Source organism: Enterococcus sp. CWB-B31 (genome assembly GCF_020567645.1).
GTDB lineage: Bacteria > Bacillota > Bacilli > Lactobacillales > Enterococcaceae > Enterococcus_L.
On record NZ_JAJDJW010000007.1, the window covers coordinates 54,855 to 76,900 of the forward strand.

At 39.6% G+C, this 22,046-nt stretch carries 17 protein-coding genes; 1 reads left to right on the forward strand and 16 read right to left on the reverse strand.

Annotated elements, in window-relative coordinates; translation table 11 throughout:
* Window positions 1-6: 6 nt before the first annotated feature.
* Window positions 7-552, forward strand: a complete 546-nt coding sequence (locus LI954_RS08315) for a hypothetical protein (RefSeq protein ID WP_202067816.1) — start codon at window positions 7-9, stop codon at window positions 550-552.
* 351 nt (window positions 553-903) lie between these two features.
* On the opposite strand, the gene LI954_RS08320 is transcribed toward LI954_RS08315, so the two are convergent.
* The 16 genes from LI954_RS08320 to LI954_RS08395 form a co-directional block, all read right to left on the reverse strand.
* Entirely contained in the window at window positions 904-1,647 is a 744-nt protein-coding gene (locus tag LI954_RS08320; RefSeq protein ID WP_229444180.1) for a hypothetical protein, read from the reverse strand.
* Window positions 1,648-1,659: 12 nt separating this feature from the next.
* Complete coding sequence (locus LI954_RS08325; protein ID WP_229444182.1) at window positions 1,660-2,568, reverse strand: hypothetical protein; 909 nt, start codon at window positions 2,566-2,568, stop codon at window positions 1,660-1,662.
* Window positions 2,565-5,201 (reverse strand): YfhO family protein, encoded by a 2,637-nt coding sequence (locus tag LI954_RS08330; RefSeq protein WP_229444184.1) that lies wholly within the window; start codon window positions 5,199-5,201, stop codon window positions 2,565-2,567. The genes LI954_RS08325 and LI954_RS08330 overlap by 4 nt, the downstream gene beginning before the upstream one ends.
* A 29-nt stretch (window positions 5,202-5,230) precedes the next feature.
* Complete coding sequence (gene lepB, locus LI954_RS08335) at window positions 5,231-5,953, reverse strand: signal peptidase I (protein WP_202067820.1); 723 nt, start codon at window positions 5,951-5,953, stop codon at window positions 5,231-5,233.
* Window positions 5,954-5,975: 22 nt separating this feature from the next.
* Entirely contained in the window at window positions 5,976-6,710 is a 735-nt protein-coding gene (gene lepB / locus LI954_RS08340) for a signal peptidase I (protein WP_229444186.1), read from the reverse strand.
* A 20-nt stretch (window positions 6,711-6,730) separates the two neighbouring features.
* Window positions 6,731-7,399 (reverse strand): hypothetical protein, encoded by a 669-nt coding sequence (locus tag LI954_RS08345; RefSeq protein WP_229441463.1) that lies wholly within the window; start codon window positions 7,397-7,399, stop codon window positions 6,731-6,733.
* A gap of 24 nt (window positions 7,400-7,423) precedes the next feature.
* A complete protein-coding gene (locus LI954_RS08350; protein WP_202067823.1) occupies window positions 7,424-8,518 on the reverse strand; it encodes a DUF916 and DUF3324 domain-containing protein in 1,095 nt (364 codons plus the stop codon).
* Window positions 8,519-8,614: 96 nt separating this feature from the next.
* Entirely contained in the window at window positions 8,615-9,376 is a 762-nt protein-coding gene (locus LI954_RS08355; RefSeq protein ID WP_202067824.1) for a WxL domain-containing protein, read from the reverse strand.
* A gap of 34 nt (window positions 9,377-9,410) precedes the next feature.
* Window positions 9,411-10,214, reverse strand: coding sequence for a WxL domain-containing protein (locus LI954_RS08360; protein ID WP_202067825.1), 804 nt, complete (start codon window positions 10,212-10,214; stop codon window positions 9,411-9,413).
* A complete protein-coding gene (locus LI954_RS08365) occupies window positions 10,211-10,579 on the reverse strand; it encodes an LPXTG cell wall anchor domain-containing protein (RefSeq protein ID WP_202067826.1) in 369 nt (122 codons plus the stop codon). Before LI954_RS08365 ends, LI954_RS08360 begins: the two co-directional genes overlap by 4 nt.
* Window positions 10,580-10,594: 15 nt before the next feature.
* Complete coding sequence (locus tag LI954_RS08370; protein ID WP_229441464.1) at window positions 10,595-14,443, reverse strand: pectate lyase-like adhesive domain-containing protein; 3,849 nt, start codon at window positions 14,441-14,443, stop codon at window positions 10,595-10,597.
* Between the two features lie 168 nt (window positions 14,444-14,611).
* Window positions 14,612-15,925: a carbohydrate-binding domain-containing protein gene (locus LI954_RS08375; protein WP_229444188.1), complete on the reverse strand. Its 1,314-nt coding sequence runs from the start codon at window positions 15,923-15,925 to the stop codon at window positions 14,612-14,614.
* Between the two features lie 248 nt (window positions 15,926-16,173).
* Entirely contained in the window at window positions 16,174-16,878 is a 705-nt protein-coding gene (locus LI954_RS08380) for a winged helix-turn-helix domain-containing protein (RefSeq protein ID WP_202067829.1), read from the reverse strand.
* A gap of 210 nt (window positions 16,879-17,088) precedes the next feature.
* Window positions 17,089-18,204, reverse strand: coding sequence for a tyrosine-type recombinase/integrase (locus LI954_RS08385; protein ID WP_229441466.1), 1,116 nt, complete (start codon window positions 18,202-18,204; stop codon window positions 17,089-17,091).
* A 1,567-nt stretch (window positions 18,205-19,771) separates the two neighbouring features.
* On the reverse strand, window positions 19,772-20,605 hold the full coding sequence (locus LI954_RS08390; protein WP_202067831.1) for a Cof-type HAD-IIB family hydrolase: 834 nt from the start codon (window positions 20,603-20,605) through the stop codon (window positions 19,772-19,774).
* A 114-nt stretch (window positions 20,606-20,719) separates the two neighbouring features.
* Window positions 20,720-21,571 carry a MurR/RpiR family transcriptional regulator gene (locus LI954_RS08395; protein ID WP_229444189.1) on the reverse strand — a complete coding sequence of 284 codons (852 nt, stop codon included), beginning with the start codon at window positions 21,569-21,571 and terminating at the stop codon, window positions 20,720-20,722.
* Window positions 21,572-22,046 lie beyond the last annotated feature (475 nt).

Consider the following 22,046-nt stretch of genomic DNA (forward strand, 5'->3'; position numbering starts at 1 on the left):
GATCGTATGAATAAAAGAATTATTTTCGGATTGCTTAGTATTGGTTTTCTTAGTCTGAGTGCCTGCAGCAAGCCGGATGATCAAAAAGATACATCAGCAAACAGTTCCAGCTCTGAAGCTGCTCTTACTGACAATACAACCGCTTCCACTGAAACTCCGGAAGCTCAAGCTCCAGAAGCCCAGCCTCAGGCAGCCATCACTGCTATGGAGGTTGTTCAAAAGTTTAAAGAAGCGGGACTGGGGGTTAACGAAGAAAGAGATATGACCCCGGAGGATTATGGATTGGCTCCTATGAAAGCCGCTTCTGGTGCTATCTTTGGCGTATATTATTCTGAATATACTGCTTCGTACCTAAATGGACGGGTAACTGTTTACACTAATTTAGCTGATTTGCAGGAAGTGAAAGCTTTCTACGATAATCTGTCAGCAGAGGACCCTCAGTATAAATCCTGGACTGCTGTAAATGAAGAGAAGCTGATACTGCTGCAGATGAATGGCGGAATTGATGAAGTAGCATTCGGGGAATTTGAATATATTCTGGGAACCGTTTAATTTTTTAAATAAAGTCTTCCATATTATTCACCTACTCTTCAAAATAATCTTTTGATTATCCATGACTCTAAAAAGAAAACTAAAGAGTTTGGGACAGAAATAAAGTTTCAAACTCTCTTCATACTCTAAACTCGAATACATGGCGGTACAAAAGCAAAAATTCTTTTTGCGACGAGTAACCGCAGGAGCAGCTCCTTCGGAATTAAGTCGAACGATACTGAAAATATGAGGACCTCCAGGAAGGTATCAAGGACGCTATTCATAGAATGAATAGTGTTCCTTGACAATTTTCGGATATTCCTTCTTAATTCTCGGAGCTGATCACTTTTAATTACTTATACTACACGCTATTTATAGCCTGTAGTCCATCGTATACGCATAGATTTTTTCAAGTGTTCCTTCAATATCATATTTCACACCAAAGCTTTTTCCGAACAAACGGGCCTTCTGCCCTTCCTGATAATCTTCGTAAATAACAATATCTTTTCCCTTTAAAGTACCTGTATCTGCTGTTTGAATTGCGAACTCTTCCAACAGCCTATCTAACTCTTTCAGCTCCATAAGCTCACCCAGTTGCCTCAGTGTATGATTCAAATCTGCTCCATAAAATTTTTCATCTGACAAATCATTATAAATATCAATTTTCTGGCTGGCCAGCTTCACTTTTCCCAGCGTTTCAATATACTGATATTTTGCTGCCACGGTTCCATAAGAAGTATATTTTTCTTCATTTTTAAATTTAATTTTACTGGAAAAAGTCAGTGTTGAATTATAGGCATTAAAACTAAATTCTTCTGCTTCCTGCTCTGTACCTTCGATTAGAAAATCTTCTATCATTATCTCTCTTGCCTTGTCAAAAGACGGGAGCAGCTCCAGTTCAAACTTGTCAGCAAGAGCTGTCAGCGCTTCGGACTCATTCGTCACTGCATATTCGTAATTACCAAATGGCTCGGAGCGGTCTGCCCACCAGGTAAAAGCTGTTTCATTCTCCGGCAATGTTTTATCTGCTGTTGATACTGGAGTCTGTGAACAACCTGATATAACCAACCCTGCGGCGGCTGTTAGACAAGCTCTTATTATTTTTTTTACATACATACGTTCAGCTCCTTACTCTGATACTGGAATAATCAGCGGTTCTTTTCCATTAAAAACAGCTGAATCAAATGTAAGCATGACTGCCTCTTTTCCTATCAGCTGATAGACTGCTGCGCTTTCTGCTGACTGATTATTGGATAACGGCTGATTCCCTGTCTGCTGCAAAAATGCAATATCCGGATTATCCTGAACTGCTTTTTCTTCCTGTAATAGCATACGGTCCCCTTGTTCCAATGTAACCAGGCTCTCCCATTTTTCTGAGGGGATAATTACCTCTGTCCCCTTATTCGTCAGTACATAACGAATAATCAGCTGATCCTCTTCTATTTTATAACCAGTGAACTGGACAGCAGCTTCCTCTTCAGTTTTGTCTTTTGCTGAAGCAGTTCCCAGATAGGTCAGCTCCAGCGATTCAACAGATTGACGGATTACTGCCTGCTGTTTGTTCGCACTGTTGTCCTTTGGCCGGTAATACTGAAAACTGACAAGGTTTGAATCTGTTACTACATAATAGATGTCCAGCCAGACTCGTTTTTTTTCATAGACGCTGGGAATCAAATAATGAATAGCAGGTCGACCTGCCACCTCAAACTCCTCGATCTCAGCAGTTTCCAGCAGATAATGCTTACTGACCTGTTCTTCCGTCTCCGCTGCCAGCTGTTCAACAGAAAAAGGCTCACTCGCTTCCCCTCGAATAAACATTACAGCACGACTGTTCCTATCTTCTGCACCAAAAACTGCTGCTTCATTAAATGTTGTTTGATAGTCCTCTTCCGGCTCCCAGCCTGCGGGCAGCTGAAATTCATACTCGCTGCCGTTGATTGTAAAAGCTTCGGTTTCCTTTGCCAGTTCATTCCCCTGACAGCCGGACAGCAAAAGAATAAGCATTCCTGTCAATGCACCTTTTAGCCATAGCTTCATTGAATTTCTTCCTCCTCAGCCGATTGATTTTCCACTGGTTGTGCAGCTACTATCCGCCCATTCCTTTTCTGCCAGTAAAGATACAAAAGAAACAACAGAATACAACCGACAAATAAAGAAGCACCCATCACAAAACCAGATGGCAGAAAGACAAATTCAATTATATGCTCACCTGGTAGTACAGCAACTGATAAAAAGGCATCTTTGAATGTTTTTACTTCTGCTTTCTCACCGTCAATGTAAACTTCCCAGCCTTTATCATAAGGAATAGTTGTTAACAATACCTGTTCATTTTCCAATGAAACCTCCGCCCGGGCTCTTCGTCCCTCCACCTGAAAATCAACACCTTTTTCCTGCATCCTTCCTGCTGCCTCAGCAAAATGCTCTGTATCAAGAAAGACTGCATCGGGGCGATACAGTTCCACTTTTTGTTGTCCTCCGGATATTTCCGCTGTCACCTGAACAGTTGTCGGCTCCTCAAAATAGCCTAAATTATAATACTGACCGCTGTTAACCAGTCCGGATTTTCGTGTGACTCCGCCAACCGTCGTTTTCACATCAATCCCTACAGAATCAGCCAGATTTATCACAACCAAACTAAGGTACGCCTGCTGTTTGGCCGGCACCGTTACCAGCCAGGTTACCTGCTTTGCAAGATTCGGTTCAGTCTCTGCGATACTTATAGTTTGTTCTTCCTCTGTTACAACAGCATTCATTGAATTAACCAGTGTTGCTTCGCCAAAGCTGAAAAGCTCCCCCTTTATCCCAGACAGATGATTAAACAGCTCTGTCTGATTGGCAACGGCTCCGCTTTTGTAAATCTCCTCGTCAGTCCATATTCCCAGCGGCAGAGCATACTCATTTTCATATAAAGAATACTCTCCGGATTTTCCGATCTTAGTATAGCCGAACTTTAACAGCTCTCCTTTTGCCACGTTATATTTCACTCCAACCAGCGTGTCTGCCAGTAAAGTGTTGTTTTTGTAATCAATCGTCAAGTTTGTTCCCAGAGAACGGTAACCCAACGCATTCAAATACTGAGAAGAATGTCGGTTGCGGATAGAAGAAAACATGGACACGCCATGCGAGCCAAAATTGAAGCTGGTATTCAACGACTCCACATCCAGATTTTCCAAACGGAAAAAGTTTTGTTCCTCCTGTTTCGTGCTGTCAGTCAGTGTTTTAACATTATCGTAGGATTCTGCATATAATACTCTGGAAGGATAGCCCCAATCATAAAGAATTCCTGTCACCATATTTTTTGCATTGAATAAGGCTTCTACCCCCATTAGCAGAACCAGCAGCACTGGAACCCATTTTGACCATTTTGAGGGAGAAACCCATAAAAGCCAAAGCATTAAATAAATGATCAGCAGACCAATCGTAATAACCAGAGACTCCATTGTAATCACATCATAGCGCTTCTTATTGGCTAAAAACAGCATCAGTAAAAAGACACCGCCAATTCCCAGCACACTGTTTATCAGACGATTACTGTCTGCCTTTTCAAATTGTTCCATTCCATACCCGGCCAGCAAAATAACCAGAAAAGAGAATAGAAAACTAAATCGGAATAAAAACATATTCGGTGCATGCAGCCCATGCCAAAAAAGATTCAAAGGATAGATATAGACACTGGCGATAAGTAAAAGTCCCAGACTCCCATATCCCAATTTTTCCTTCCACGAAATCTTTCTGCAGACAAAGTAATACACACAGAAAATCAGCGGTACCAGTCCGATATAGATAAATGGCATACTTTCGTATTTTGACGTATCATACACACCTGCCATACTTTTAGCAATAAAATCCCATGGTCCGGTATCAGCTGTGAAAAAGTCAGTAATTTCGCTTAGACTTTCTCCATTTGTTCTCAAATCAAGAATTGCAGGTAAAATTGTCACCATGGATGCTCCGCCGGCAAGTAAAGAAGTAATCAGATAGGAAATAAATCGCCCCTTATATTTTTTCCGATTCAGCAATGTTCGTATGACTGTATACAAAAAAGTGAAGACACCTGCCATAAACGCCATATAGAAATTGGACAAGAACAGCAGCAGATAACTGGTAAACAATAAGGTCGGCTTTCTTTGATCCATCAGTCTGTGAATTCCCCAGATAATTAAAGGTAAATAGACAAATGTATCCAGCCACATGATTACTTCCGAGTAGCCTACAGCATAAGACATCAGCGAGTAAGAAATGCTTAAGCCAACTGACAGCCACCGATTCAGCGTAAACGTATGCTTGGCGAAAAACCAGAATGCCAGACCGCTTGCACCAAATTTCAACAGTGTCAGATAATAAATTGTATCCGGCATATTGGCATTGTCAAAGAAGCCGACCAAAGGAGTGAAAATACCATTAAGATAGTATGCAGCCAATGCCCAGTAATTTAACCCTAGAGAGCCCGACCATGTATAAAAAATACTTTGTTTTCCATGAAGTACATTGTTGAAACTGGCATGGAAGTTCGCATATTGTGCAAAGGAGTCTGTCGCCAGAATACTTCTCTCACTTCCCGGATAAATTTCAATAGAATAATAGGCAACGACCATCAGCAGTACAGGGATACTGAAACTGAGAATCATTGCCAGATAGTGCTCCTTTACAAATCTCTGTAATCGTTTCATGTTTAGTTCTCTCTTTCTTGTCTGTATTCTTAATGGACAGCCCCCATATTTGTCAATGGATAGTAACGGTACAGCACAACCCCTTCAATCTGTGCCGAGTCAACTAAGCCAAAAACCCGGCTGTCATCAGAATGCAGCCGATTGTCACCTTCGACAAAATAATGTCCTTTCGGAATCGTCTGATAACTGCCCAGCATATATGCAGTGTATTCTGAAACCTGAATTGTTAGGGTTCCATCTGCCAAACTGCCTGGTTCTCTCGGCAGAATTTGAGTATCTCCTTCAGCTGTCACACTTTCTTCCGGCAGCAGATACAGTGTTGTGCCATCCAGTTGAATCTGATCACCGGGCATCCCGATAATCCTTTTTACGTAGGACTCCCCCTTGATCTCTTTAGGTTCAAAAGTAACAATATCGTATCGTTGAATGACCTGCTGCTTCTTAACAATAATTCGATCACCTGTTTGAAATGTCGGCGCCATTGATTGGCCATCTACTTTATGTGTTCCAAACCTCAGAAAAAAAAAGAGCAGAAGAAGCAAAAATAACAACAAGCCCCATGTTTCTTTTTGCCTGAACCAGTTTACGAGATTTTTAGGCAGTTCTCTCCATGTTTTTGTTTTTTTTAAGTAATGAACCCGCCTTTTTATTCCGATTAAAAACTTTTGCTGCTTTTTGTTTCGCCGAACAGCAGATTGTCTCTTTTGATTCCGAGATTTTCTTTTCTTTATTTGAGTCCTTTTTTGTTGCATACCTATTGTCCCTCTACTCTTCTTAAAACTGACGCATGGCATGGATAGGGAAGATTCTGGCCTTCACCAATCCAAAAATGTCCTCTTTTTTTACAAACCCAAAATAGCGGCTGTCCGTCGCATAAAGTCGGTTATCTCCCAGAACAAAGTAGCAGTCGTCCGGAACCCTGATTACTTCAGCGATTTCCTTCAAAGTGAAATCTTCTGTCATCGGTTCAGCAGCAGCTTCTGAAAAAACAGATGATAAAAACCGTTCTGGAATTTCTTCACCATTAATAAACAGACTGCCGTTCTTGTAATAAAGTTCCTCACCAGGTAGTCCAACAACTCGCCGAACCATTGCTTCACCCATTTCCGGCACTTCAAAATACAGCAGCTTGAAACGCTGAATAGAGTCCCATTTATATACAAAGAGACGGTCCTGATCATTAATCGTCGGTGTCATAGAATAACCTTCTATTTTGGGTATTCTGACAGTAACCCAGAATAGCAGACCAAAGAGTACTGCCGCAATGAGGAGAGCAATCATCAATTCTTTAATAAATGCGCCCTCTCTTCGTTTCTTTTGTTTTGTATAATTTCTCTTCGGCTGTTTTCGGTTGCTGGTTTTGCGCTGTTTCCCATTTTTTGAAACGGCAACAGTCTTTCTGTGTCCCGATTTTCTTTTCTTACTTTCCCGCAAATTTATTTTCTTAGCAGATTTTGAGTTTCTTTTTGTTTTCGTATGAGACAATCGCTGCTTTCTTTTTTTCACCATCAGCACCTCTTGACCGTCTTTTACTGTTTTTTCTTCAATGCACCTTCATTTACATTAAAACGCTTGAATACTGTACTCTGACTTTCCTGTACTTTGACAATATCAGCAAGATATTCTTCTGCTTTCCCGACTTGCTGAAGGCTTTCAGCTGACTGCCCGTTTAAATTGACACCCAACTCTCTTAATAAAGTAAAATGCCGATTCAGCAGCTTTTGCCCATCTTCTGTTAATGTCAGATTGGCTTTTCTTGCGCCGTAACTAGCTAATTGGGCGGTGATTTCGTGCAGATTATTGCTGGATTTTTTCGGATTATCTCCATTTTGAATATTGGTAATCTGCAATGCTGCATCATCCAGTAAATAATAGCTTTGCACCAATGCATCTGCATCTTCCGCCTGCAGATGATTCTGCTGATAATAGCGGGAATACATACCACTGGCCAGAAAGAGTCCGGCAAAAACAAGAACTATCAAACTTCGACGTCTCTGCCCTTTCCGCTTTTTTTCCAGTTGTTTACAGGCGCGTAAAAACTGTCGTCGTTTTTTCTTCTTTTTAGGCGGTTGTTTTCGCTTCAGTCGTTTCCACTTTCTACTGGTTCGCAAAAAACCAATAAAAAGGAGACAGCCAAACAGGGAAAAAAGAAGGGTGCCGGATAACAGGATGACAAATGACCAGTCTAATATACTCATACTTCCTTTTTCCTTTCTTTCCCTCTATTTTCTTTTTGCTTTTCTCTGTTTTCTTAAGGCTTTCTTTTTCGTTTCTTTTTGCTTACGAATAATATGCACAATGAAGAAAATAATGACAGCAATAATCAGCATCCCGCCGGCAATTCCTCCTACCAGCAGCCAGTTAATGCCTTCTTCCTGTGTCAGCTCCACATCCTGTTTGTTGTATTTATCGGCATCTTCATCTGTGATAGTAAAGCCTTCTTCCCATTCCCATTTTCGTTCACCTGAAGTTCCAACTACTTTCGCCCGATATTCCCCCGGAACCATTTTTTCTCCGTTCATGGAAACAGCAAAATCCACCATACTATTTGGCGCCACACGCATATTCGCTTTCTTCGTATCATATAGAACTGTATCTGAATCCTTCGTCATAATCTGTACTTCCATCGTCAGATTTTCCAAATAGGCTGCTTCAACATTCGAAAAATTCACAAATATACTGTTTCGATAATTGCTTAACCCTGCGTATACCTCATTCAGTTCCAAATTAGGCTCTACTACCGTATCTGTTTCAGTTAATATCATACCGACCATAAAAGCATATTCATTAATAACACCGCTTTGTTTTTTTCGCGCTTCTTCATCAACAACCTTTTTCAGCTGAATCCCTCCGGAAATCACACCATCATAGGTTGCTTCCGGCATGGTGATTTCAAGTTGCAAAGGAACCATACTTTTTCCCGGAACAGTCACTGTTTCCGGTGCTTTCACCAGATCAGAAAAATCATATTTTAGCGATTTGTCATTATCAATCGGGCTGGGACCATATTCTATAACACCATTACCGTTTGTTTTTGTACCATTTAGTGAAACAGCTATGTCAAGAGGCTCTTCTCCTTCATTGGTCAATTGAATCTCCACTGTCTGCTGTTGTCCGGGAGTCATACGCAAATCAAAGTAGCCAACTTCATAATTCTGCTGATTTTCCGGTTGAATTACTTTGTAGGTAAATCCCAGCGGACTTGCCCCGTTTGCCTGCTCTGCAGAGGTTTCTTCTGCATATGTCGGTGTCGCCAAACACCCAATTCCTGCTATGTATAAAACGATGATCATAAGCCACCCAATTCGTCTTTTCATGCTTTAAAAGTCCTCTCTTTCTCCTCATAAAAGAAGGTCGCCGACTTATAAAACCGCCGGCGAACCTTACTGGCTGATAGGTTCTTTAATTTAGAATTAAAGAGTTTCAGATAATGTCCAAGTAATTACAGCGTTGTAATCACCAGCACCCACTGCAGTTGAAGTAGGGATATTCATTGTTACAGATTCATTACCAGTTGTTTTATCGCCAAAGTTCAATTCGAACTGTCCATAACCTTTTCCGTCAACACCTGTATTACTAAGGAAATCAAATGTTGGCGTTGCTTCGCTGATTGTTCCCTGAGTTGTCAATTCACTTGCATCCGGTGTCAGTTCAGGAGAACCAGTTTGTGTCAGGTGTGCATTTTTGTAAGTGATGCTTGATCCATTCAATGCATATCCGCTTGCAGTGTCTGTAAATTGTTGTGTCAATGTTGCAGATAATTTATATGCATGGTTTTCCTGTGTACGCAGATCTTGGTATTTCACAAAGTTTTGTACATCAAATTCTTCAGTGCCAGCTTCAGTACTTCCTGGGTTAGCTTTAAATAGTGAAGCATCATAGTCACGTTTTGTATTGGCAGTCAATACATCATGAGATTCAAATTCCAATGGAGTAATTGCAATGATACCAAATTCTCCAGGATTGGTAACTGAAGGCAGATTTGTAATTGTTGTTCCATCGGTAACTCCCGGATCAGTTGGGATAACTCCTGAAGTGCCTGTATCAAATGTAAATTCGATATGTCCAGTTCCTGTTTTAGCATTATCTACCGCTTTCGTTGTATTTGGCGCTGCCAATGCAACCCCTGCAGCAGCTACTAAAGCTGCTCCGCATAATTTGTGTGATAATTTCATGTGTGTTTCCTCCTAGTTTGTTTGTGTGTTTTATTTATGGCAACTCGGCTAATATCCAAGTTAACACCGTTGAGTAAGTGACCGGGTCCTTTTTGGTTGCCCCCGGTACGGACAACGTGATTGCACTGTTTTCCTGCATTTGTTTGTTTCCAAAGCTGCTGTCCAGCATTGGCTGGCTCTCAGCATCAACTTTAGGCGTCAATGTACTGTCCAAACCCAATGGGTTATCATTAGATGCACCAAATGAGATTGACCATGTACCATAGCCTTTTCCAGAAGCTGCTTCCGCCAAATTATAGGTTGCGCCTATATTATCCAGTCGAATGACTTCTTTGGAAACGGTTGGTGCCGCAGCCTTGTCCTGAGTAGAATTGGTCCAAGATTTATCCAGCGATAAAACAGCCCCATTCAACTGGCTATTAGCTGTATTGGCGTTCTGAAACTGCATTTCCTGACGAACCTGGAGTGTCCATCCTAGCGCTGCCCCACGGTAATCAGATACTTGAATGAAGTTTCCTCTTGCAGCTGTTTCATCATGAAACAGCTGTGCATTTACAGGATAGACAGTATCGGTATCAGAGATTTTATTGTGCCCGGTAAAGTTAAATTGAGGAACAAAATCAATACGCAGCTTGCCGGATGTACCTGGCGATTCTCCCGGATCCGTTTCATTCTCCGGATGCTCAGGATCTTGTATCCCCTCATCATCATAATCACCGGTAAAGGTAATATGACCATCCGTTTGTCTGCTGTTTTCTGCATGAACCGTTTTCTGACCGACTGAGCTCACCCCTAAAGAAAACAGGAGAACGGTACTCATTAACCATGATTTTTTCATTCTTCTGCCTCCTTTTTCTTCCGCTTCATCAGAAACAGGAATAAGGCAATTAAAATCAGAGCAGCTCCACTGAAGGACAAGCTTTTCTTAACCAATTCACCGGTAGATGGATACTTACCGGCAGGCTTTGCTGCTGCAGGTTCTGTACTCCCTGAAGTGGTCGGATAAGAAGATGCCGCTGTTGAAGAATTAGTAGTTGAAGAATCAACAATTGGTGCATCTCCCTCATAAAAACCAATCTCTCCATTCGTCTGAACAGCTCCTCCGATTTCTTCCTGTGCGTAGGCAACAGGAAGAAAGGCACCCGATAAAAGCAGCAATCCCAAGGAAGAAAACAGCAGATAAATCAATTTTTTCACTTTCATCACTATTCCCTCCTTTTAATATGTTTCACTCAGCGTGAACAGGATTGTTGCCCGATACTCGCTCATTTCTCTGTATTGTGCTGCATTCAACTTCAACTCAAACCCATTGTCTTTATTTTCCCATTCGTTTTCACTAACATTGTATGCGCCGCTCGCCGTATGATGCTGTGTCAGAATAACTCTGGACTGATTCAGACCAAGAGTCTCTTCCCCATTATCACTCTTATAAATCAGCGCATTCGGCAATGTATAAGAAGGATCATTTTGAGAAGTCATCACTTCAGTCACTGTTGCCGTTAACGTCCAGTCCGTAAATACTGCACGGCTGTCACTAACAATCAGCGGCGTATCGTACGTTGGATTTTTCGCATGGAATTCACCATAGCTGCGAGCCTCTTTCAAGCCGAAATCAATCTTATTCGGTGCTGAACTCAGCTCCAGCACACCATAAATGATGCCGCCCGGATTTTTCGCTACACCAGATTCTGCCCAATAGGTTTCATGATCTGCATTCGGATTAACAGGACCTGCAACAAACGGTGTTTCTCTCGGAGAATCTCCTTCTGCTTTCGCTGTGTTCTCAATTTCTGTTCCTGTAGCTGAATATCCAACCGTTGTTTTAAATGTGACAACTACACTCTCCTGTGTGGCAAGATCGCCCAGATTAACCGACAACAGACGTGTATCTGTATCATAGGTATACCCATTTGGCGAAGTTACAACTATTCCATCCACAGTCACTTCAGCAGTAGCTGGATCAAATATCACTGTATCAGGAATGATGTCTGTTGCAACAACTGCTTTCCAGTTGGTTGCATAGCTGCTGTCTTTATTATTCTTGATTGTTAAAGTGTAAAGCAGGGTATCTCCAACCTGAGTATTTGCCACTTCCACATTATTTCGATAAGCGGAAGCCGCTTTTTCAATACTTGGCTGATCTGGTAAAATATCCGCCACTGTATATTTTTCTACACCTTTAAATACCGCATCATGGTAAGCCAAATCGTTATATGGATTAATATTCCCATTTACCGTATTCGTTACCGGCGGTTTAATTAAACCAACCTGATCATAGAGAACTGGTACCGCACCTGCTTCAGAAACAACTTCTGCTGCTGTATGCTTCCCAGCCTTATCTTCCAGATAAACACTTAATTGTTTGGTCTTATCTAAATAAAAAGGAAGATTGAATGACCATTTGCCATCAGCTTCAACAGCTGCAGTTCCCAGCAGTGTTCCAACCGCTTTGTCACCTGTATCGTAATACACATAGACTGTCGCCCCTGCTTCTGCATTTTCACCGGAAAGTACCTTTGTCGCATTATTCAGATTTTCATCTGTCAGTACAGCTGGTTCCGGCGGTGTCACATCCAAAACAGTTCGCCGGGGTGTCTGTATATCATCCGCAGTACTAATGTGCGCTTTGTTATTTTCCAGATCACCACGCCAGGCATCTGTTACTTCCACCTTGTAATCTTGAGGAAGAAACGCATCATCCGGTACAGCAATTCTGAAAATCCCGGCACGTTCGTCATCTCCATAAACCGAGACGGTGCCCGAGCCTACTATTCCTTCAACAATCGTTCCCTGAAGCCCTTCATGAATAATTGTCGTTCCAGTTGAATCAAGGATGTTCGCTTTCACCATTACTTCATTGGTAAATGCAGAACGATTCCCGTCATGTTTCCCTTCCGGTACTCCTGCATGCCCCCAAATATATTTATCTGCATTGGTAGGAACTCGTAATTCATCAACAACCGGTCGTTGATTGTTTCCATTCATTCTGGTCATGTTTTGCAGCTTTGAGTTTTCAGCTAAAAATTGCTGAACTTCTGCACTGCCAGAAACAAAATTACCAAGGTTAGCATTGGTACTGCCTGATGTAGTTGATAGTGTAAAATTCACATTCACAAATGATTTATCCGGATTTCCAGTCACATCTTTCCCTTTAATCCAGAAAGCTACATCTGTATCAGCAGCTGTAAATATTGATCCTGTGCTGTTATTAAATATTTGGCCGCCACCAGAACGTGTATTGGTGAAATCAAAATACTTCATTGTTCCAAACTCAATGTCTGTTACACCTGAATTAAAGATAGCAGAGGTGCTTCCTGACGATGCTGAAGCCGTTTGTCCTCTGGCAACGAAATAGGTGCCCTCCTCTGCTCTGATTTGCATAGGATAGTTTTGTGCATCAATCGCAGCACCTGTAAGAGCAGTGATTTCCACATTGGAATCTTCATCAAACAAGTTAAACTCACTTCCGCCGCCAGAAGCACTATCATAGTGTATCCCCTGATTGGCTCCGTCTGACCCCGGATTCCTTGCTGTCCCATCTCCATTATTTAGTACAGTAAAATCTGAGCCTGTTCGAACATAAACCTTATTGTCTGCACCATACATACGAATTCCTGCAGCACGCCCTGCTTTTTTCTCAATATTAATTCCAGAATTTTCTTCAATATTAAATGTCATTGCACCACGAACTCTGAACCGTAAAGCTGCTCCCAGAGTATATCCATGGTCGTCATCCTGAATAATATTAAGCTCTGAATCATTCCTAACATTAAATACGCCATTTTGACTCATCAAAACAACTGCAGAGGTATGAATGGAATGTAAATCAAACATGGCACCATCCAATACATTAATAGTGGAATTGTCCCTGTTCATCAGGAAAATGCCTCCTCTGGAAGCCTGCTGCTGTCCATCTCCTTCAACATACAAATACGTTCCCTGATCCTTAACATAAAAATCAGCCTGTGCTCGAATGTCCCACGCCTGACCACGGTCATTGGATGTGGTTCCTTTCATACTGTGGGTATAAACCTGTGATTGCTTTTCAACAACAATCTGAGAACCCACGGCAGAATCATCATAGTTTCCGAAAAACTTTTCAGCATAACTCTTAACCTGAGAGGCGTTGGTGACTGTAAAAAATTTGGAAACAAAAATTGCTTCTGACGAGCTTCCGGCATCAACTGTCAAATCGACAGCATCCAATACAATTGTTGCGCCTTCCATTAATGCAATGGAGCCAGTATTTCCGGATAGACTTTCAACCTTGCCAGTTACTGTTAAAGCACCCAAACCTGAGACAACAGAGTTCGTTGCCGTGTAGGAGAAATCCTGCATAATCATATGCGCAGCAGCTGTCGGCTGAAATGAATATCTGCCCATCGTTAATGAATGACCTTGACCATTTATAATGACTTCACGGTTTACGCTGACATTACTTGTAGCTGTGATATCTGCAGCAAGGTTAATCTGATCAACATCGGGACTACCCAACTCTATTACTAACTCTGCCCAAGTTGTTACTGAAACAGGATTAACTGCATAGGGTACTGCTAAAGCGGTTGGCAGAATGTCTGTCGGATTTCTCTGAATTGTTTCAGAAGGCTGAAAATCCAGTGTTGTTTCAGCAACCGTCTGCTTGCCAACAACTGCTTCCACCCTTCCAGATTCAACGCTCACTTCATTTGGCAAGACTTCAATAACCAGTTCCAGCGGCTCTTTTAAAGAAAGGTCTTCAGAAAAAGAAATCGTTAATTCTGAGCTGTCCGCATTTTCTTCAGCCTTCACGTCGTCATAAAGCTCAGACGGCAATGCATCAAGAAGTGCTTCTGAATACAACACTGCATTATTTGATTTCAAGCTAATATCCTGACTGAAATCAGTAATCTCCATTTTCAGGTAGTTCATTTTCTCATCATCTGCCAGAGTTGTCTGCTCCAGTGTAACAATGCTCTTTTCAGCTCCTTTTACAGGCGATGTCTGCCACTGTTTAATGGAAAAAACAGCAACCAAACTCACTAAAATGAAAAAGAGTCCGATAAAATACTTCTTTTTATTTTTTTTCATTATTTTCCTCCTTTCTTCGAGAATTGGTGCGTCATTTATTAACGCATCTATTTCAATTCTCTCTGTTCCGCTCACTGATTCATCAATCTGTTAAACGAAACAGAGAAAAAAGAAATCATCTGTCAGTAAAAAGCTAAGGTATTTTGCTAAAATTATCTAAAGTTATTATTAATCGAAATCGACTTTGTAGTAGTAGTTAACTACGTAGCCTGAATCTGTTTTTTCAACAACAAATGTTTCAACATCCACTTCTACAAAAGTATGTTCATATGCTGAAAAATCCACTAAATGATTCTCATAGTTAAATACTTCCCCAATTGGATAATCAATTGTTTCTTCACTGTATAGATAAAAATCATCGCCGCTATATTCATTCACCCAGTACTTCACAGTTACCGGAACAGTAAAATCAGTTGGAGCCTCTGAGAAAATTACTTCATGTATCCCATTTGATTTCAGCTGTGTCACTTCATTCTTGTTCACTTTAGTGTCTTGACGATAGCCAACAATTTTCAACTGTTTTGGTGAACCTTTAGAAAGGTCTCCCAGCAGTCCGCCATCGCTGTTTAAAAATACATTGTCAGGCTCCGAATACCATTTGTAGTTTTTCATGTTTTTCATATTGCGGGCAACACTTGTAAAGTCTGTAACAAAGACAGGAACATCATCTGTAATTTTGAAGGTTGGTTTCTTATATTCTTCACGAACAATTGCGCCTGAATAAGCACGCAGCATTTGTTTATCTGCATGTAATGCTGAATATTGGCTGTTAATATTTGTAGAAATACCAGTGATTGAGCTTCCGGCATCTTCTGCCTGAATATGAGCAATAATTGAGCGGGCACCGGCTACATGACCTTCCCCAACAACTGTTGCACCTTTCCAAGCATAGATATCTCTGTATGCATAGATTCCGATTCCTTCGCTGGCCGTTCCTTTCAACACAGCATCATAGTATGGCTTAATATCATTTTCACAGTAGATACCATATTTTTTCCCGTATGCTTCTACTGTTCCGCCTTCCATTTGGATTTCATTATGAACAAATAATCCTGTGCCGGCAGCTATAGCTGTAACATGACCTTTTCCATATTTAGTGCTCTTAAATGCTCTTAAATGCGCCCCTACATAAATACCTGTTTCTCCAGTCGTCGTAACATTCAATGTTCCATTTCCTTTGAATTCCAGAGTACTTTTTACATTAATGGCACCCATATCAACCGGAACCGTGTTGTTTAGTGTAATCGTGATTGTTTTTGAACTATAAAGAGAAGACCGCTCATTCAGAACGTATTCACCCTTTTTAGTGGTCAAAATATTAGTTCCATCTGCTTTAGTTGTAACAGTCGCATCATATCCTTTTAAATCTATTGCTGACGTTAAGACAGAAGCTGCAGATGCTTTCAAGCCTCCAGCCACAATGAACAGTACTGCAAAAAGTGAAACTAACAAGACTCTGGTTGTTCTTTTAATTCCTAACATATATTTCTCCCTTTCTTTAGTAAAACTTCTGTAAATCAATAACTCTTCAATTGCATCAAATGAATGACCGATCTTCTTTATTCAATTGAAACAATCATTTTCCTCTCCCAACGAACGCCTCCCCATTTGCTATTTTAAAGTGAATTATATGGTCATCACCTCATAGCGAACCTTTTACAGCTGCCAATGGGTGTATGACTTCTCCCAAAAATCTTTAAGCCAGACATTTAATACTTAATCAACTCAGACTAAACGACCAGCATATAACCCTTGGAACGGACAGTTCGAATAATTGTCGGCTCTGCACCAGCATTCTCCAGCTTCGTTCTTAAATGAAATACTAAATTTGCTACTCTGTATTTATTGTCCTTGTAAGGTATTTTCCAGACTACTTCATAGATTTCCTTATATGTGACCCCTTTTGACTGGTTCTTATGAAGAAGCTTCATCAGCTGGAACTCCAGCCTAGTCAGCGGTATCTCCTCTGCATCCGGATGCATCTTCACGCTTACGTTATGAGGAATCAATTCAACCAATGAATCACTTTTCCCTTTGATCTTTTCCAAATCATTACTGTGCTCTTCCTTTTTCAATTTTTGATATCTTTTCAACGAATTCTCAATGATTAAATTGACCTCCTCAGGTTCACTTTCTGATGAAAAAGTACCGTCGGCCCCTAATTGAAGATAAAGGACTTTTTGAGTGGCTGACGGCTGATCAGAAAAGACCCAAATCAGAGGATTTGATTTTTCCTTAATTTTCATTATCAATCCACAGATAACCCCCATATTTTGCGTATCATCTTCTTTAAGGATCACCCCATCAAGATTGCTGACCAGTTTTTCTACATTTTCCTTGTCAACTTGGAAGACATTACATTTCGATTTCTCAAGTGTCCCTATGTATGTATGTTCAAAGTCTCCACTCAACTGATTCACACCTATGTTGTACATAGCTCTTCCTCCTTAATCCTTGTCTCTTTTACTTTTTTCAGGCAAATTTTTTTAAAAATTCTTTTTTATACGTTATTATTTGATTAAGATACAGACATGTATGGTCGTTTCCGGGAACTGCATAATAAAAGAAAAAGACTGGCTTTTTTCTATCAAAGCTAGTCTTTTTTCAGTATGATGACGGTCATTCTGACGGCTATCATTCATTATTTAATTTATTCGTTCAATAAATTGCTTTTGATCCATCAAGGTCATTGCTTCTTTTCGTTTTTCCCACATTGAATCGGTATAGGTATCCAGTGTCAGCTTTGTTGAGGTGTGCCCCAACAATTTACTCAAAGATGACACATCTACTCCGCTTTCAACACAACGTGTCGCAAAAGTATGTCTCAGCACATGGAAGCTGAACACTTCCATCTCTGCTGTTTCAAGTAATTTCTTTAAACGATAATTTATGACTCTTGGTTCTGCAAAGCTGCCATTTGCAGATATAACATATTCTGAGCTTGCCAGTCTTTTTTTGCTTAACAAATATTCCTTTAAATATTTTGGCAGGGGAATATCACGTTGAGAGCTGCTGGTTTTAGGACTACTGATAATTATTTTCGTTTTCTTTGTATTTTCAAGATCAGGAATTCTCTGCAATGTTCGCTGAACAGTAATGACTTCCCTGTAAAAATCAATATCCTCCCATCTCAAAGCCGATATTTCTCCAATTCTCATCCCTGTTGCCAATCCAATAATCACAGCGGAGCATTCCCTCTCTTGAAAAGAAAGAGCCTCCAATCTCCTTTGAGTGTCAATAGACAGAGCACGTACTTTTTTTGCTTTCCTTGCGGAGATGGAGATGTTTGAGCATGGATTGCCGGATATATATTCATAATCCAAAGCATAGTTGAACATACTTTTCAGTATTGTCAGAATATTTTTTATGGTGCTTTCAGAGTATCTAAGCGCTGATAACTGCTGAATAAATGCAATGATGTCTTTTCGTTCAATAGAAGAAAGCTTCTTTTTACCTAGATATGGACGGATATGATTTCTGGATTTGGATTCATAGTTAGTCCAAGTTGAAGGTTTCACGCGAACTCTAACTGCCGTACTTAACCAGTAATCCAGCCAATCAGAGATTGTTCCATCGTATACTGTGCTGGGCTCGTCCAAAACAGTTGTTCTTTTTTGAGACAGTTTTTCTCTTACCTCACTGTACTTCTTCCCATAAATATACCCATATATAATTCTTCCATTCTGATTTCTTGCTTTTCTATATCTTCCTTCCCACCTGCCATCCTTCCTTTTATAAATGTTTTCTCCTCTTTTGACCATTAATTCCACTCCCTGTTTGACGGTTTGTTTGACGGTTCATACAATATTTTTGATAACAGACAGTATGGAAAAGTCTTGTAATACATTAGATTTTGTTTGTTTTCTCATTTTTTTCGTTTTATAAACAAAAAACTGATAAATATTTTATCGTTTTTGAGATAGACTTTAAAAAATACGTATACTATAATCTATATATATTCGATATAATATATCTTTTCCGTTTCTTGGAATATGCAGTTCCAAGAAAAAGAAAAGTTTTTTTATTTCGAACGTTTCCTCAAACATACTCTTCTCAACCTTCGAAAAATTTGATATCTATCAAAAAATGGACAACATGTATTATGCTTTTTATTAACCAAACTCCCTATATTAAACATTTTACTATTTTATTTTCATCAAACCGTTCTTTTTTTACACCTTTATCTTATCAAAAACACCTTTTAAAAGTAGTGATAATAAAATTTTTCTATGATATAAAAAAATAGAAACCAGTCTTTGCGATTAAAAAATTAGTTCCTTTCTCTTTACCTAAAAAGTACTACGCTAGTCTTCATTTTCAAAATTTATTTATTTCTATCAATCCATTCCAATATCTATTGAAAATGTCTTTCCAAATTGATCCGATTCAAATAAACTGATCCGTTCGAAAGCGCTTTTAATTTGCTATATATTTACTATATAATAGTACAAAATTGAATTGTGTTCTGACCAAGTCATAATAAAAGATTGTTTATAAATGATGTTCAAAGATAGAAAATGTTAATTTGTATGCTTCAATGACAAAAAGGAGCAGCTTTAAACCTGTATTAAAAACATACTTCTACGCTTCTTCGAATGCTCGTTGCATGTCTTATAAGCACATATAAGACATGCCAACACTTTTCCAAGTAGATGCGTTTGTATCGAGAATCGTATAAAGTCCTTCAATTCTTAGTGGCTTTGCCATTTAGAGATTGATGAGATCGAAACGAAGTGTAGTGTAGCGTAGTGAGGCTCGTAGATACAAGGATTTGCCACTGTTGCAGGAACATCTAGTGAGATGGTATGCAAAGCCTGGATAGAGGATAAATGGGGTTAAATATATAGCCTTATTAGAAGTTTGCAATGCACAGCTTCAATAAGTATTCCTTGAAAGAAACAAGCTCAGTTAAGTGTTGTACTGCTTTACAGCTAGTTTGACTCCAGTTAGGGATGTACCTGATGTACGTTTCTTTGACAAGAAGCATATCTTAGTTTTAATCCAGTCAACGCACTAACACAAATGAGCTGCATCCTTTTAAAGATAACCTGAGTTTCTTCTAAAAGCTATTTTCAGAAGAAATTTATCTTTTTATATTTTCCTTTTTATAAAATTAATCAGCACTTCCTAATTCCTCTCATTTAAAGACCTTACACGTAAGAGCCTTTAATCATTTCTAAATAAAAAGATCCAGCTTATTAAAAAGAAGACATACACTTTTCAGTGCAGATTTAGCCAACTAAATGTACCTACTCTGCCATGCTTTTGCGTACGCCTTCTCTATTTTTAATGTTTCCGCCCACTTAACTGGACTCACTTAAAAACCATTTAAATCAGAGATTCAAGGATGTGTGCAATCCCCTCCTCATTATTTGACAATGTCACTTGCTGCGATGCTTTTTTCAGTTCATCTACAGCATTCTCCATTGCAATACCAGTCCCGACATAATTAATCATGGAAAGATCGTTATGTCCATCTCCGAAAGCCATCATCTTGTCATGAGGGATGCCCAGTGGCTTCAATATTGTATCTAAAGCTTTAGCTTTATCAATCCCCTTTGCTGTAAATTCAAAATAGAAGTCTGCTGTAAACATGCAGTTCAAAATATTCTCAAATGGTGCCATCATTTTTTTGTAGTTTGCAGTCATATAAGCCGGATCACCGGCTGTCAGTATTTTATTGATAGGATAGTCCAAAAATGCTGCCAGATCAGATATCTCACAAAGTTTATAATTACCTCCGCGTGCTTCATATTGAATAATATTAATTTCTTCTCCGCGATAGACGAGTTTTTCATTATACACATCATTCACATACATGTAATCTTCTTTATCAATCATTACCTTAACATCAAACTGCTTCATATGTTCAAGAACCGCTTTTCCCTCTTCAACAGACATTGCCTGATTAAACAGCTCTTTCATTGAATGACAGTCAATCACTTTTGACCCATTATATGAAACCAGCAAGCCGTGATATTTTGGCATATCCAGCGCCTCCGCATATGTCAACATTCCAGTCGTGGGTCTGCCTGAAGCCAGAATCAGCTTCACACCCTTTTTCTGGGCGGAGATCAGTACCTCTTTTGTTCTCTTTGTAATTTCTTTCTGGTCGTTCAATAATGTTCCATCTATGTCCAAGATAATTGCTTCGATATTCATAAATCCAGCCTCCTTTTAGGAAGATTATAGCTCTCAAAAACATTGAAAAGACAGAATCTGAGAAGATTGAAAGTTTTTTTCAGATTAAATAAAATCAGCTCTGTTTTTGAAAAATTATTCCAGTTTTCTGTTCATTTTTTGATAGTTTTTCAGTTTATAACGGATATTTCTATCATAGTTATGATTAAAGTAAATCGAATACAGCATATCAAAAATACTCAGCAATGAGAACCTTGTCGAAAATGAAGAAACTTTATTGTAGTGATTTTCTGCTGAAGCCAAATACAGTTTATGTGCCGCATATTCAGCCAGCGGGTTATCCTGCGTTGATGTGATTAAAATGATTTCAACATCATTTTTATTTAGTATTTTCACTACCTCCTTCACGGTCTGACCTCTTCCGCCAAAAGAAACAACAATTGCAGCATGGTCTTTATTACTATTGGCTGCTGAAAGCCGCTGAATGTAATCCTCTTCCGGCACATTAATCAGCACCCCGATTTCCTGCATCTGAAACTTAAAATTCTTTGCAAAAAACACATTTGCAGAAGCTGCGTACACATCAATCACCTTTGCCTTCAGTAAAGCCTGACCAACAGCCGCCAGCTGTTCCGGATCAGCAAAGCTTACCGTTTCATCAATCGTATAGGCGTAGATATTACTAAGATTCTGCATAATTTGAAAAGGCGTATCAGATTCCAAAATCGGAAAATCATAATCAATTTCCTCTTTTTGAGCGGATGTTCTAAGAATTGAGGCAACTTCAATTTTCAGTTCACCAATTCCGTTTAGTTCCAACTTGTTAATCAGCCTGTAAATTGTTGCAACAGAAACAAAGGCTTGCGCAGCCAGTTCCGCAGGTCGACAATTGATAACTTCTTTGGGATTTGTCAGAATAAAATCAACCAGTACTTTTTCATTCGTTGTTAAACTTCCAAGTCCAGCCATTTTTGCCAGTATATTCATTAAACTGCACCTCCAGAATACTAGGGTGTGTCTGAAAACTCAAGCGGCGAATAGTTTGATGATTTTTATTGAACTCCTCGCCATAATACTCGCTTATGAACCACATAAGGTGTGTTTTCTTCCTTGATTTCAACAAAAATCACTGAAAAATTCGAATACCACTAACTTTTCAGACACGCCCTAATTTTTATTAAGGTTTATTTGTTGCTTGAATAATAAAGAGAACCTCTTTTTAGGAATTAGGCAAACCTGCCAGTCCCAACTTAAGCAGTCATATTCTTTAATTTTATAGCACAGATACATAAGGCTGTTCTGTTATCCGGCAGACTCACCTGTTGATACCTCACTCCTAAGAGTTCTACTGATCCATTATATCAAATACAGCAGATTTTGGTTTGTCTCTGACAAACCTGCAAAAAGGAAAAATAAAAAAGATTGGGCAACTCTGAATAGAACCCCTGACATGAATTGAAAA

Excerpts from the sequence above, each read along its gene's own strand:
- LI954_RS08365 (WP_202067826.1), bottom strand. The coding sequence starts at position 10,579 with ATGAAAGTGAAAAAATTGATTTATCTGCTGTTTTCTTCCTTGGGATTG.
- LI954_RS08360 (WP_202067825.1), bottom strand. The coding sequence starts at position 10,214 with ATGAAAAAATCATGGTTAATGAGTACCGTTCTCCTGTTTTCTTTAGGG.
- LI954_RS08370 (WP_229441464.1), bottom strand. The coding sequence starts at position 14,443 with ATGAAAAAAAATAAAAAGAAGTATTTTATCGGACTCTTTTTCATTTTA.
- LI954_RS08315 (WP_202067816.1), top strand. The coding sequence starts at position 7 with ATGAATAAAAGAATTATTTTCGGATTGCTTAGTATTGGTTTTCTTAGT.
- LI954_RS08320 (WP_229444180.1), bottom strand. The coding sequence starts at position 1,647 with ATGTATGTAAAAAAAATAATAAGAGCTTGTCTAACAGCCGCCGCAGGG.
- LI954_RS08350 (WP_202067823.1), bottom strand. The coding sequence starts at position 8,518 with ATGAAAAGACGAATTGGGTGGCTTATGATCATCGTTTTATACATAGCA.
- LI954_RS08375 (WP_229444188.1), bottom strand. The coding sequence starts at position 15,925 with ATGTTAGGAATTAAAAGAACAACCAGAGTCTTGTTAGTTTCACTTTTT.
- LI954_RS08325 (WP_229444182.1), bottom strand. The coding sequence starts at position 2,568 with ATGAAGCTATGGCTAAAAGGTGCATTGACAGGAATGCTTATTCTTTTG.
- LI954_RS08380 (WP_202067829.1), bottom strand. The coding sequence starts at position 16,878 with ATGTACAACATAGGTGTGAATCAGTTGAGTGGAGACTTTGAACATACA.
- LI954_RS08345 (WP_229441463.1), bottom strand. The coding sequence starts at position 7,399 with ATGAGTATATTAGACTGGTCATTTGTCATCCTGTTATCCGGCACCCTT.
- LI954_RS08330 (WP_229444184.1), bottom strand. The coding sequence starts at position 5,201 with ATGAAACGATTACAGAGATTTGTAAAGGAGCACTATCTGGCAATGATT.
- LI954_RS08395 (WP_229444189.1), bottom strand. The coding sequence starts at position 21,571 with ATGAATATACTGGCAAAAATGGCTGGACTTGGAAGTTTAACAACGAAT.
- lepB (WP_229444186.1), bottom strand. The coding sequence starts at position 6,710 with ATGGTGAAAAAAAGAAAGCAGCGATTGTCTCATACGAAAACAAAAAGA.
- LI954_RS08390 (WP_202067831.1), bottom strand. The coding sequence starts at position 20,605 with ATGAATATCGAAGCAATTATCTTGGACATAGATGGAACATTATTGAAC.
- LI954_RS08355 (WP_202067824.1), bottom strand. The coding sequence starts at position 9,376 with ATGAAATTATCACACAAATTATGCGGAGCAGCTTTAGTAGCTGCTGCA.
- lepB (WP_202067820.1), bottom strand. The coding sequence starts at position 5,953 with ATGCAACAAAAAAGGACTCAAATAAAGAAAAGAAAATCTCGGAATCAA.
- LI954_RS08385 (WP_229441466.1), bottom strand. The coding sequence starts at position 18,204 with ATGGTCAAAAGAGGAGAAAACATTTATAAAAGGAAGGATGGCAGGTGG.